Below are 11,938 nucleotides of genomic sequence, written 5' to 3'. Positions count from 1 at the left end.
ACAGGAACATCATGAAACACATCTCTCGCATCGCGGCGGCCGCGGCATTCTCGGGCTGGCTCACGCTGGCTTCGGCCCAGCCTGCCCAGGAACAGCTGGACCTCAACGCCCTGCAGGCGGCTGGCGTGCAGATCGCGCAGGCCGTGGACCGCAACCAGGCCGCAGTGCTGTGGGACGGCGCTTCGCCGGCCGCCAAGAGGGTGGTCACGCGCGAAGCCTTCGTCACAAGCCTGCAGCGAAGCCGCGCGGCGCTCGGTGCCGTGGCCTCGCGCACCTGGCTCGGCCTGTCGCGCCAGTTCGTCGGCGCCGGCGACAAGCTGCCGGCCGGCGCCTACATCAACATCGATTTCGTGACCACCTTCGCCGAAGGCAAGACGCAGCGCGAACTCGTCTCGCTGCGGCAGGACGAGGACAAGGTCTGGCGCTTCGTGGGCTATGTCGTGCGCTGAACCGCTAGAGCGTCTCGTTTTCCTTGAGCACGCCCGCGCTGCGCAGTGCGGCGTCCAGCCACTTGGCGGCCGTGTTGCCTTTCTTGATCGCCTCGATCCGCGCGGCTTCGTCCTCGACCTTCTTGCCTGCGGCCTGAAGGAGCGCTTCCACTCTTTCGCGCTCGATGACAACCACGCCGTCGGCATCGCCGACCACGAGGTCACCGGAACGAACGGTCACACCGCCGACCGAGACCGGGTGCCCGATCCGCCCTGAAGCCAGCTTGGTCGGGCCATTGGGATTGGTCCCGACCGAAAAGACGGGAAAGTCCATCTCGTCGATCTCGAGGCTGTCGCGCACCGCGCCGTCGACCACCACGCCGGCGATGCCGACCTGCCGGCAGGCGTTCATCATGATGGTGCCCATGAGGGCAGCGGTCTGGTCGGCCTTGCCGTCGATCACCAGCACGTCGCCCGGCCTGGCCAGCGCAATGGCGGCGTGGATCATCAGGTTGTCGCCCGGCCGCACTTCCACCGTGAGCGCGCTGCCGGCCAGCTTCATGCGGTGGCGCAGGGCCGCGATGCGGCCGTGCAGGGCGCCGCGGCGGCCCGCGACGTCGGCCAGGATGGCGGGCTGGAACGCGGAGGCCTGTGCGACCAGCTCAGGCGAAATGCGCGGGAAGTCGCGCACGATATCGGGGGATTGGCTCTTCATGTCGTTGTTCTCACTCGGCCTTGACGTCGGCGTCTTTCACCACGCGGCCCCACTTGCGCTTGTCGGCGGCCAGGAACGCGCGGAACTGCTCGGGCGTGCTGCCCACGGGCTCCAGGCCATCGGCGGCGAGCCGCTTGGCGATGTCGGGCATCGCGAGCACCTTGGCGACTTCGCGCTGGATCCGCTCGACGACGGCCGGCGGCGTATTCCTGGCCGCGCAGATGCCCGCCCAGGTCACGGGTTCGAAGTCGGGAATGCCGGCCTCCGTCACGGTCGGAATGTCGGGGAACGCCGCCAGCCGGCGCGGGCTGGCCACCGCCAGCGCGCGCAGCTTGCCCGAGCGCGCGTACTGCACCGAACTCACGGGCTGGTCGAAGATCATGGAGACCTGGCCCGCCAGCAGATCCGTCATGGCCTGGCCGGTTCCCTTGTAGGCCACGTGGACGATGTCGATGCCTGCGCGTGTCTTCAGCATCTCGCCCGCCAGGTGGCCGCCCGTCGCGGTTCCGGAAGAGGCGAAGTTGAGCTCGCCCGGCTTCTGCCTGGCGTAGGCAACGAGTTCCTTGACGCTGGTCACCGGCAGCGTCGAGTTGACCATCAGCATGTAGGGCGCGTTGGTGACCTGTGTGACCGGCACGATGTCCTTTTCGGGGTCGAAGGGCATGCTTTTCAAAACGTGCGGCTGGATCGAAAGGGTTCCGGTGGTGCACATCAGCAGCGTGTGCCCATCCGCGGGCGCGGTGAGCATGGCCGAGACCGCGATGTTGCCGCCGGCGCCGGGCCTGTTGTCGACCAGCACTTGCGCGCCAAGTCCCTCGGCCAGCTTCGGTGCGATCAGGCGCGCCACGACGTCGTTGGAGCCGCCGGGTGAAAAGCCGACCAGGATCTTCACCGGCTTCGACGGAAAGGGATCGGCCGCGAACGCATGGGCGGCGCACAGCCATGCGGTGCCGGCGACGAGCCACGGCAGGAGTTTGGGAGAAAGCGATCGGACGTTCATGGCTGTTCCTGGTTCATTCAGACGACAAGTTCGTTGCGCGCCCGCGCAATGCGGCGGCAGCCCTCCAGCAGCTGTTCGGTGCTGGCGGCAAAAGAGAGCCGGAAGTGCGTCGGCACGCCGTAGGCACTGCCTTGCAACGCGGCCAGATCCTGTGCATCGAGCAAATGCATGATCCAGTCGTCGCTGCTGCCGATCTTCACCCCCTTGGGCGTGCAGAGGCCGAACAGCGCGCTGCACGAAGCAAAGATGTAGAAGGCGCCATCGGGCACCTGGCAGTGGATGCCGTCGATGGCGTTGAGCGCCGCAACCACCGTGTCGCGGCGCTGCTGATATTCGCGCCGGTTCGCGGCCACGATGTCCTGCGGGCCTGCGAGCGCCGCGATGGCCGCGGCCTGGGCGATCGAGTTGGGGCCGGACGTGCTTTGCGACTGGAGCTTGACCATCGCCTTGATCAGCTCCGCAGGACCCGCGCCGTAGCCGATGCGCCAGCCCGTCATCGCATAGGCCTTGGAGACGCCGTTGACCGTGAGGGTGCGGTCCTTCAGGTCGGGCGCCGCCTGGGCCATGGTGGCGAATTCGACATCGCCATAGATGAGATGTTCGTAGATGTCGTCGGTCAGTATCCAGACGTGGGGGTGGCGCCTCAGCACTTCGGCCAGCGCCTGGAGCTCGGCGCGCGTGTAGGTGGCGCCGCTCGGATTGTTCGGCGAGTTGAGCATCAGCCAGCGCGTCTTGCCGGTGATGGCGCGCTCGAGATCCGCGGGCTGGAGCTTGAACCCGTGGGCGGCCGGGCAGTCGACAAACACCGGCACGCCGCCGGCCAGCAGGGCGATGTCCGGGTACGACACCCAATAGGGCGCGGGCACGATGACCTCGTCGCCCGCCGCCACCGTGCACATGAGGGCGTTGAAGATCACCTGCTTGGCGCCGGTGCCGACGATGATTTCGCCCGGCGCGTAGTCCAGGCCGTTCTCGTTGCGGAACTTGGCGGCAATGGCTTCCTTCAGCGCCGGCGTGCCGCCGACGTCGGTGTAGCGGGTCTGGCCGGCCGCCATGGCGCGGGTTGCCGCCTCCTTGATGTGCCCGGGCGTCTCGAAGTCGGGCTCGCCGGCGGTCAGGCTCAGGATGTCCCGGCCCATGGCGCGCAGTTCGCGCGCGCGTTGGCCGGCCATGGAACTGGGGGAAGGTTTGATGCGATGGAGCCGGGGAGCGATATGGAGCATGGGCGCAGTATCAAAGGCCATGCGCCGCGGGACAAACGAGAAATCGGAGCATCGAGGTATTCCTTTTTTTCCTGCGGAGCATTGGGCTTACATTCCATTGGAATGAACTTCACCTTCAAGCAGCTGGAGGCCTTTCTCTTCAGCACCAAGCTCCAGAGCTTCAGCGCGGCGGCGGTGAAGCTGCACACCACGCAGTCGGCCATCTCCAAGCGCCTGGCCGAACTCGAGGAGTCGCTGGGCGGGACCCTGCTGCACCGCACTTCCCACGGGCTGGAGCTGGCCCAGGTCGGCCGCGAGCTGCTGCCGCTGGCCGAGGAAGCCCATCGCCTGTGGCAGCGCATCCAGCACGACATCAGCGTGGACAAGACGCTGCGCGGCACATTCCGCGTGGGCGTGACGGAACTGATTGCGATGACGTGGCTCACGCGCCTGATCCAGCTGCTTCAGAAGCTGCACCCCCAGGTGACGCTCGAGCCGGTGGTGGACGCGGGGCTGACGCTCTTCGAGCGCCTCGAAGCCAACAAGCTCGACCTGTCCATCATGCCGGGCACCTACTGGGGCCAGGCGTTCGAATCGATCAAGGTCGGGCAGGTCGACCAGGCCTGGATCGCGAGCCCGCGGCTCGGCATTCCGCAACGGGCCCTGGCGCCGCACGAGTTCGCCGACTATCCGGTGATCGAGCAGCCTGCGGGCGCTTCGAAGAACAAGTTCTACGAGGCCTGGCGCGCGGAGCACGGTTTCCGCTTCGGCAAGGTCCTGCTCACCAACAGCACGACGGTCCTGCGCGAGTTGACGATCAGCGGCTTCGGCATCAGCCAGCTTGCGCTCGACTATGTCCGCCCGGACATCAAGAATGGTGTGCTGCGCGTCGTGAAGAGCGATCCGATGCCGCCGCCGCTGGTCTACAGCGCGGTCTATCGAAGCGACAGTTCCAGCCCCGCACTGGCGCGCATCGTCGAGCTGGCCGTCAAGACCTGCGATTTCAGGTTGCGGGCAAGCCAGCACGACGTGGCCCCGGCCCGGCCGCTGCGGGGCACGAGTTCGGGCCTGCGGCAGCGGCCTGCACGCAAGGGCGTGAAAAAGAAGCCGGCAAGAAGCTAGCGGCATGGCCTTGACCGCCGCGCGTGCCGGCCCGCATCCGATGCGGCATACTTCCCACCCCCCGAACTCGCCAGAGACCCCGCTGAATGGACAAGGAAGTCGACCCCCAAGTGCTCGCCGTCATCGATGAGATGCGGCTGTCAGGACCGCGGCTCACGCCGGTCGAGATCGTCGCGAAGATGGGTGTCTTCGATGCGCGGGAAAAGCCGTTCGATCACGCCTGGCTCGCGACGGGCGACAACGTCATTGCCACCATCTGGGCCGAATTCGTGAACATCGGCGCCGATGGGCGCTGGTTCTGCCTCGAGTCGCTGGACACGCAGCACCGCGTCGGCGGCGGCGTGCGCAGCCCCCAGCAGATCCAGCGCGCCAAGGACCGCCGTGCGCTGCTCAAGCGCACCGTCGATGCAGGCCAGGGCTTTCGCGCCGTGCTGCAGACCAACCGGGTTGCCATTGCCGAGCTCGAGAGCAACAAGAGCGCGAAGGTCTCCACGCGGGTGCGCGACGACGCCGAATGGCATGTCGCCTCCTGGGATTCCGACCAGCAACTCGCGGTCCTGGTGCGCGGTGCGCGCGGCTGGGTGCCCGGCGAAGCCGACATACAGGCAGCCAAGGCGCGGGGCAGCGTGCCGGTCGCTGCGGCCGGCGACGCGGGCGCAGCGGCTGCCGAGCGGTCGGCCTCGCGGGAAGAGGTCCAGGCCGCCGCCATGGACTACGTGATGCGCCACTTCAAGGGCTACGGTTACAAGGCCGAGGACGTCACCAGCCGGAAGCTCGGCTACGACCTCGAGGTGTCGAACGCGAAGGGCGCCACGCTTCTCAGGGTGGTGGTGAAGGGCACGTCCACGGGCGTGCCCAGTTTCCGGCTCACGAGCGAAGAGCGTGCAAGCTCGGCGCGCGAGCCGCTCTGGCGGCTGCTGGTGGTTGCCGATGCCATCGGCACCGCGGCGCAGCACAAGATCTACAAGCCTTCCGAAATGGAACAGGCGCCGGGATTCGAGCCGCTGGATTAGCGGGAAGCCGCTGCTTTCGTGGCGGCAGCGCGCCGGGAAAGCCCTGGCTCACATGAACAGCTTGCCGTTGAATGCGATGCGCAGGGTGCGCACGGTGAGCACCGCCAGCGCCACGCTCAGCAGCCCCAGCAGCAGGAGCGCAATGGCCCACAGTGGCGCGGTCCCCCGCAGCTGTGCGTACTTCAGCGCCGCGTTGGCCAGCGCGGCCATCGGAAAGCCGATCGCCCACCATCCCGCGGAAAAACTGATGCTCGGCCGGAACACCTTCGGCGCCAGCACCGCGAACAGGAAGAGCGCGAAGTAGAAAAGCAGCGCGGCAAAGCGGTCGATGCTGCCCGTGATGTTCGTATAGGCAAGAAAGCCGACCGCGAACGGCCCCACAAGGATCATCAGCGAGGGCGTCATTGCCGGCGCGAGCGGGGCCTGGTGCACCAGCCGGCCGACGATGAGCACCAGCAGCACCAGCGCGAGCACCGCGCCCACGGCCATCGCCAGCAAGTTGAGCTCCGCGGCCCAGGCCATGGAGGGGTCATGGCCCGCGGTGACAGCGATGTCCAGCGTGGCGACGCCCGGAATCAGCCAGGCCGGCACTGCATGCGCGGCGTCCAGCCGGCCCTTGAGCAGGCGCGAGACGACCACCAGGCTGAGCGCGAAGGTCGCAATGGCGCCCAGCGTCCACAGCGCATGCGCGGCAGGCGCGCTGTAGGGCGCGATGACGGCCGACAGCAGCAGCATCGAGATGACGATGGTGCCGAAGAAGTTGCCGGTCACCGGGTGGTGGAATTCCGCGTGCACGGTTTGTGGATGCCTGGCCAGCTTCGCGGCGTAGCCCAGCGCCAGCAGCACGAAGACGCCGAGCGCAAAGGCGCCGATGGCCTCGCCGATGAAGGCGGGCGCACCCAGGCTGCCGTGTGCGAGCCGCCAGGCCAGCGCCAGCCCCGAAAGGCCCATGACCGAGCCGAACAGGTTGACGGGCAGGTGGCGCAGCGAAGCTTCGCTGGTGGGGGAGAAAACCGGAAAGGGCGGATTCAATGACTCGTTCTGCATGATGGGCTCGTTGGCTGAATTTGCTGGTATGGATAGTTTCTGCCAAACTGCCTGCGCTGCGGATGCCGCGGCACGGCGTTTTCTGCCAATTACAGAGCCTTCACTGCCATGCGCGTCGCCATCCTTGCCCTTTCCCGTGTCCAGCTGCTCGACGTGGCTGGGCCGGCCGATGTGTTCGCCGAAGCGGCCCGCCAGCTCGGCCGGCCGCGTGCCTACCAGGTGCAGGTGATCGGCACCGAGGGGGGATTGCTCAAGAGCAGCAGCGGCGTGCGCCTGGCCGTCGACGCCACGGTTGCCACGCAGCGCGGGCCGATCGACACCCTGCTGGTGGCCGGCAGTCCCGGCATCGGCACCGCGGCCGGCGATGCGGCGCTGCATGGCTGGCTCAGGCGCCAGTCGCGCACGGTGCGCCGCTACGGCTCGGTGTGCAGCGGCGCCTTCGTGCTCGCGGCCGCGGGGCTGCTGGACGGCAAGCGCGTGGCCACGCACTGGAACTCCACCGCGCGGCTGGCCACCGCCTATCCGCTGGCCACCGTCGAGCCGGACGCGATCTACGTGAAGGACGGCAAGCTCTTCACCTCGGCCGGGGTGACCGCGGGCATGGACCTGGCGCTCGCCATGGTGGAGGAGGACCACGGCCGCGAACTCGCGCTGCGCGTGGCGCGCGAGCTGGTGATGTTCCTCAAGCGCCCGGGCGGCCAGAGCCAGTTCAGCGCCCACCTGGCGGCCCAGACCTCCGAGCGCTCAAGCGTGCGGCAGGTGCAGGACCATGTGCTTTCGCATCTGAAGGACGACCTGTCCGTGCCGGCGCTGGCCGCGCTGGCGGGCATGAGCGAACGCAGCTTCGCGCGGATCTTTCGAAGCGAGACCGGCACCACGCCGGCCGAGTTCGTCGAGAACGCCCGCATCGATGCCGCCCGCCGCCTGGCCGAGGAGTCGCAGTTGCCGGCCAAGCGCCTGGCCGACGAGGTGGGCTATGCCAACGTGGACGGCTTCAGGCGCGCATTCGGCCGGCGCCTTGGCGTGAGCCTCGTGGAGTATCGAAGGCGATTCGCGAAATGAAGGCGGAGTGCGGCGCCGTCATGCCTGCCGCGGATGCGCTGCACTTGATCCCCGCTAGGATCGGAAATGCAGCGTGTGGCTGCGGATCCAGATCAGGCTTACGAAACCTCATGGAACATCTGTGTGTGGACTGATAAATTCTCAGGGTGTGACCTTCCGGCTCGTTTTCCGAGCTCGCCGGCATGAACCATTTCTTAACTGCACACCCGGCGTCGGCGCCCTTGGCTACCGGCAGTGTTGCTGCAGTGCCGGATTTTTTCGCGCGCACACCCGTTTCCCCTCGCAAAGGGCCGGTGGTGCTATGGGGTGGCGACGTGAATCTGGGTCGCCGTCAGCACTACATCGCAGCGCGTCTGGGCATGTCGCGAGCGCTGGCTTCAGTGAGCGCGATATCACAGGCCGACCTCAGCATTGTGAATCTGGAATGCGTGGTGGCGACCGGCGGTCACCGCGCCGTGGCCAAGGGCGAAGGGGGTCCGTATTACTTTCGCGCCCGGCCGGCCATGCTGGAGGTGCTTACCGCAGCGGGTGTGCGCATGGTCAGCACTGCCAACAATCATTCCGGGGACTATGGCCCGCAGGCCGTGCTGGAACAGCTGCAGTGGCTTGAGCGCACGGGCATCGCTCAATGCGGCAGTGGTCGCAATGCGGACGAGGCGCTGCGTCCGGCCTTGGCGTCGGCCGGGCCGTTCACGGTGGCGGTGTTCTCTGTCGACAGCACGCAGCCGCGCTTTGCGGCCGGACCCACTTCGCCGGGCTGCGCGCACCTGCCTCTGGCCGATCCTGAAGCTTGGCGGGCCATGCTCGGGCCCCGCATCGCTGAGGCCCGTGAACAAGCAGACGTAGTGCTGGTGGCGGTGCATTGGGGCGACAACCGTCGAGACGAACCTGCGGCCGCGCAGGTCGCGCTGGGAAAGACACTGATCGAAATCGGTGCCGACGCGGTACTGGGCGCCTCTGCGCACAGATTGCAAGGCATCGGCACGCATCAGGGCCGCCCGATCATCTTCGATGCTGGCGATCTGCTTTTCGACGCCAAGCGCAACGACGGCGGCGTCGGCGGCGTGTTCGAGCTCGAGATCGGCGCCGGCGGTGTTGAGCGCGTCGTCTTCGTGCCGGTGAAGGTTGGCTTCGGCCAAAGCACCGAGTTGGCCGGCGAGGCCCGCAGCGCGGCGGCGGAACGCTACGCCAGGTTGTGCGACGCCATGGGCACCTCATTGCTGCTGCGCGAGGACGGCACCGCGTCACTTGAACTGGCGCCGCCCGCGCGCCCGGCGCGCGCCAAGCGCTCATTGCCGCCTCCCGCGGGCTACGACCTGCGCGCCATCCGCGCACCGCAGCCGATGCCGGACGATGCATCAGTGCAGGAGGTACCCACCGAAGCGCGCCTGACCCAGCCACTGCAGCTTGGCCCGCTGCGCCTGCTGGGCCTGAGTGTCGAGTCCAAAACGCCGCTCACCAAGCGGCAAAGCCTTTGGCTGCGCAGCTACTGGTGCTGCGATGCGCCGGTGGAGCATGACTTGCGGCTGGACTTGCGCGCGGTGCCGATGGGGCCGCACAAGCGCGAGCACTGGGGCCTGGGCATGGACCACGATCCCTGTGACTGGCTCTGGCCGACAAGTCGCTGGCAGCCGGGGCAGATCTATGTGGACCTGTGTCCGCTTCGCCCGCCACCGTTGAGCGAGCTGTTTAACGGCCGCCTGCAGCTGCAGGCGGCCCTCGTGCAGGGGCTTGAGCGGATGTATGTACACGACCTGGACCATTTCATCGATGTGGCGATCCCCGGCCGGCCCGATGCCGCGCCGCCAGCGCATCTTCCGCCCGCAGAGATTTCTGCACCGCAGGTATACCGCACGGCGTTCGACGAGGCGCTGCTGCGCAGCGTGCCCGGGCAGACTTGGGACGCGGCCCAACTCGCTGGCATCACGGGCGGACGATGGCTTGTCGAACCGCCGCGAGGCTGGTTTGTGCGATCGGTGGTCTCGGGTGCCAACCATGTGGCGCTCCGGCAGCAGCCGGTGCTTTTCGTGGCCAACACCACGGCGCAGCGCATGCGCCATGAGCAGCACACCAACCCGCCCGCCCGTTCGCAGGACAGACACCTGTTGCTGCCCGGCCTGCAAGAACGCATTGCCGGCGCCATCGTGTCGCGGCCCGTGCCAGGGCTGTCGCCGGACCTGCCGCTGCTGCTCGTCGATGACCCGATCCGCGCGGTGATGGAGCTGGGGTTCGCGGCCCGCGCGCGCTACCGCGGCGAGGTCGTTGCCGTCACAGGCACAGTGGGTAAGTCCAGCACGCTGGGCATGTTGGTGCAGGCCCTCGGGGGCCCCGAACGTGTGCTGGGCAGCATCGACAACTACAACTCGCGCGTGGGCGCGCCCACCACCTTGGCCAGCCTTGCGCCAGACCATGAGGCCGCCGTCGTCGAGGTGGCGCAGAGCGCACTTTGGATGAACCGCGGCCCCGTCACGCGCCAAGTGCGCCCAACGATCGCGCTGATCACGGCCATCGCCCATTCGCAGACCCAACGGCTTGTGCGCTCGACCGAGGACGTGGTGAAGTGGAAAACACGCGTGTTCGACGGTCTCGAGGGTGCGGCAGTCGCGGTATTCGGTGATCACCTGCCGCACCTGGAGAAAGTCCGGGCCCAGGCGCGGCGACACGCGAGCCGCAGCATCGTCTACGGACGCGGCGTCGACTGCGAGGTGCGGTTGACAGATGTAGAGGCCAGCCCCGATGGCTCCTGGGCCACCATTCGGATTGGCGCCGGGATCTTCCGCTTCTATGTGCCCATACCTGGCGAGGGCATGGTGTCCAACGCCCTGGCCGTGGCATCGGTGCTGCATGCGATGGGCCGTGACGTGGAAGCCGGCATGGCGCGCCTGGGTGCCATGGCCTCCTCGCAGGGCCGGCTGCAATGGCACAGCCTGGCCTGGGACGGTCGGCGTGCCGACGTACTTGATGACAGCTGGAACGCAGAGGTCGCTTCCATGGTCCACGCGTTCGGCGTGCTGGCGCTCAAGCGCAACAGCCGCAAGTGGGCCGCGCTGGGACGCATCGTGCATTTGGGCGACATGACTGCGGAGCTCCATCGCAGCCTGGCCAAGCCTCTTCTGCAGAACGGCGTCGAGCTGGTACTGACCCATGGCGAAGAAATGTTGCACATGCGCGACGAGCTACCGCCTGAACGCCTGGGACCGCATTTCGAAACCGCTGACGCGATGGCGCGATGGCTGCATGCGCATCTGCAAGACGGCGATGCGCTATTGATCAAGGGTTCGCGCCGCGACTCGGACTTTGGCGAAGTCTTTCCGAGACTTCAGGCGCTGTGCCAGACGACGCCACGGTGAGTTTTGCTATGGGTCAACCCTCATCTCTTCTTCCCGTCCTGCTGCGCCTGGCATGCGCCGCTCTTTCAACCTGGTTGGCCCCCGGCCCCGCATGGGCTTTGCTGGCACCCGATGCACCATTGCCCTGGAGCCAGAGAGCGAGCCGTGACGCGTGCCCGGACGAGGAGAGTTATCTGTGGTTGCCGCTTGCCAGCGGCAATGTGTGTCTTCGCTACTTTGCATCGGCGGGCCTGCAGGGCGCGGGCACAGCCATCGTGTACCTCACGGGCGATCGCGACAAGCTGCTGCGCGTGCCACCCGACCAGATTCCGGCAAACACGGCGCAGGCGCAGATAGCGGCCATGCAGCGGCTGTCGCGCCAAGCCGCGGTGCCCGTGGTGATGTTGGCCCGTCCTGGCACGTATGGGTCTTCGGGTGACCACCGGCTGCGCCGCCGGATGACCGAGGAGTTTGAACCTCTGTACGCGGGGCTGGATCTGCTGCGCCGCCGCCATGGTATCGGGCGCCTGGTGCTGTGGGGCCATAGCGGGGGGGCGACAGCGGCGGCGGCCATGCTCACGATGGGCCGGACCGACCTGCGGTGCGCCGTCATCACCTCTGCGGCCTTCGACTACCTGGAGCGCTGGCGCATCAACCGCATCCAGGGCGGTCCAGCACCCTCGGTCGAGCGAGGACAGGTTCTCGCGCGTGCGATGTACGACCCCCTTGCGCATGTGGCCGGCGTGGTGCACGACCCGCGTCGGACGGTATATGTGCTTGGTGACCCGCGTGACACCGTCACGCCCTTCGTGCTGCAGGCTGAGTTCGCCAATGCGCTGCAGCGAGCCGGGCACCAGGCTGAAGTGCGACAAGCCGAGGGCAGGCCGCCGGAATATCACGACATGCGCGAGGAGTCAGGGTTTCGCCAGGCTGCGGCTTGCGCGCGAGGCGACTAGAGCGAACGAAGGCGGCCGGAGCTCAAGGGGCCCTGCACCAATGCCACTCTGCGGGAGCATCGCG

General features: G+C 67.5%; 10 protein-coding genes. 6 read left to right on the top strand and 4 right to left on the bottom strand.

Features of this window, described 5'->3' with window-relative positions; all coding sequences use genetic code 11:
- Positions 1-11 precede the first annotated feature (11 nt).
- Complete coding sequence (locus ACAM54_RS29960; RefSeq protein WP_369651325.1) at positions 12-449, top strand: DUF4019 domain-containing protein; 438 nt, start codon at positions 12-14, stop codon at positions 447-449.
- Between the two features lie 4 nt (positions 450-453).
- On the opposite strand, the gene ACAM54_RS29955 is transcribed toward ACAM54_RS29960, so the two are convergent.
- The 3 genes from ACAM54_RS29955 to ACAM54_RS29945 are packed head-to-tail and all read right to left on the bottom strand — an operon-like array spanning position 454 to position 3,366.
- Entirely contained in the window at positions 454-1,143 is a 690-nt protein-coding gene (locus tag ACAM54_RS29955; RefSeq protein ID WP_369651326.1) for an RraA family protein, read from the bottom strand.
- Positions 1,144-1,153: 10 nt separating this feature from the next.
- The gene (locus ACAM54_RS29950) at positions 1,154-2,143 is read right to left on the bottom strand and encodes a Bug family tripartite tricarboxylate transporter substrate binding protein (protein WP_369651327.1); all 990 of its coding nucleotides are present in this window, start codon (positions 2,141-2,143) and stop codon (positions 1,154-1,156) included.
- A 17-nt stretch (positions 2,144-2,160) separates the two neighbouring features.
- Positions 2,161-3,366, bottom strand: a complete 1,206-nt coding sequence (locus ACAM54_RS29945) for a pyridoxal phosphate-dependent aminotransferase (RefSeq protein ID WP_369651328.1) — start codon at positions 3,364-3,366, stop codon at positions 2,161-2,163.
- 102 nt (positions 3,367-3,468) lie between these two features.
- Here ACAM54_RS29945 and ACAM54_RS29940 point away from each other — a divergent pair, with 102 nt between their 5' ends.
- A complete protein-coding gene (locus tag ACAM54_RS29940; protein WP_369651329.1) occupies positions 3,469-4,467 on the top strand; it encodes a LysR family transcriptional regulator in 999 nt (332 codons plus the stop codon).
- 86 nt (positions 4,468-4,553) lie between these two features.
- Positions 4,554-5,480 (top strand): DUF3883 domain-containing protein, encoded by a 927-nt coding sequence (locus ACAM54_RS29935; RefSeq protein ID WP_145746385.1) that lies wholly within the window; start codon positions 4,554-4,556, stop codon positions 5,478-5,480.
- Between the two features lie 48 nt (positions 5,481-5,528).
- Here the strand turns inward: ACAM54_RS29935 and ACAM54_RS29930 are convergent, their stop codons facing one another.
- Positions 5,529-6,527, bottom strand: coding sequence for an SLAC1 anion channel family protein (locus tag ACAM54_RS29930; protein ID WP_369651330.1), 999 nt, complete (start codon positions 6,525-6,527; stop codon positions 5,529-5,531).
- Positions 6,528-6,635: 108 nt separating this feature from the next.
- On the opposite strand from ACAM54_RS29930, the gene ACAM54_RS29925 reads away from it, so the two are divergent.
- The 3 genes from ACAM54_RS29925 (at position 6,636) to ACAM54_RS29915 (ending at position 11,874) form a co-directional block, all read left to right on the top strand.
- A complete protein-coding gene (locus ACAM54_RS29925; RefSeq protein WP_369651331.1) occupies positions 6,636-7,589 on the top strand; it encodes a GlxA family transcriptional regulator in 954 nt (317 codons plus the stop codon).
- Positions 7,590-7,771: 182 nt separating this feature from the next.
- On the top strand, positions 7,772-10,939 hold the full coding sequence (locus ACAM54_RS29920; protein WP_369651332.1) for a CapA family protein: 3,168 nt from the start codon (positions 7,772-7,774) through the stop codon (positions 10,937-10,939).
- A 179-nt stretch (positions 10,940-11,118) separates the two neighbouring features.
- Complete coding sequence (locus ACAM54_RS29915; RefSeq protein WP_369651333.1) at positions 11,119-11,874, top strand: prolyl oligopeptidase family serine peptidase; 756 nt, start codon at positions 11,119-11,121, stop codon at positions 11,872-11,874.
- Positions 11,875-11,938 lie beyond the last annotated feature (64 nt).

The sequence above is a fragment of the Variovorax sp. V93 genome (assembly GCF_041154485.1).
GTDB lineage: Bacteria > Pseudomonadota > Gammaproteobacteria > Burkholderiales > Burkholderiaceae_C > Variovorax > Variovorax beijingensis_A.
Note: the sequence above shows the minus strand (reverse complement) of the source record. Positions and strands in the feature narration are given on the sequence as shown.

What these genes read in the sequence shown, in the direction of transcription:
- ACAM54_RS29960 (WP_369651325.1), top strand. Translation starts at nt 12, where the DNA reads ATGAAACACATCTCTCGCATCGCGGCGGCCGCGGCATTCTCGGGCTGG.
- ACAM54_RS29955 (WP_369651326.1), bottom strand. Translation starts at nt 1,143, where the DNA reads ATGAAGAGCCAATCCCCCGATATCGTGCGCGACTTCCCGCGCATTTCG.
- ACAM54_RS29950 (WP_369651327.1), bottom strand. Translation starts at nt 2,143, where the DNA reads ATGAACGTCCGATCGCTTTCTCCCAAACTCCTGCCGTGGCTCGTCGCC.
- ACAM54_RS29945 (WP_369651328.1), bottom strand. Translation starts at nt 3,366, where the DNA reads ATGCTCCATATCGCTCCCCGGCTCCATCGCATCAAACCTTCCCCCAGT.
- ACAM54_RS29940 (WP_369651329.1), top strand. Translation starts at nt 3,469, where the DNA reads ATGAACTTCACCTTCAAGCAGCTGGAGGCCTTTCTCTTCAGCACCAAG.
- ACAM54_RS29935 (WP_145746385.1), top strand. Translation starts at nt 4,554, where the DNA reads ATGGACAAGGAAGTCGACCCCCAAGTGCTCGCCGTCATCGATGAGATG.
- ACAM54_RS29930 (WP_369651330.1), bottom strand. Translation starts at nt 6,527, where the DNA reads ATGCAGAACGAGTCATTGAATCCGCCCTTTCCGGTTTTCTCCCCCACC.
- ACAM54_RS29925 (WP_369651331.1), top strand. Translation starts at nt 6,636, where the DNA reads ATGCGCGTCGCCATCCTTGCCCTTTCCCGTGTCCAGCTGCTCGACGTG.
- ACAM54_RS29920 (WP_369651332.1), top strand. Translation starts at nt 7,772, where the DNA reads ATGAACCATTTCTTAACTGCACACCCGGCGTCGGCGCCCTTGGCTACC.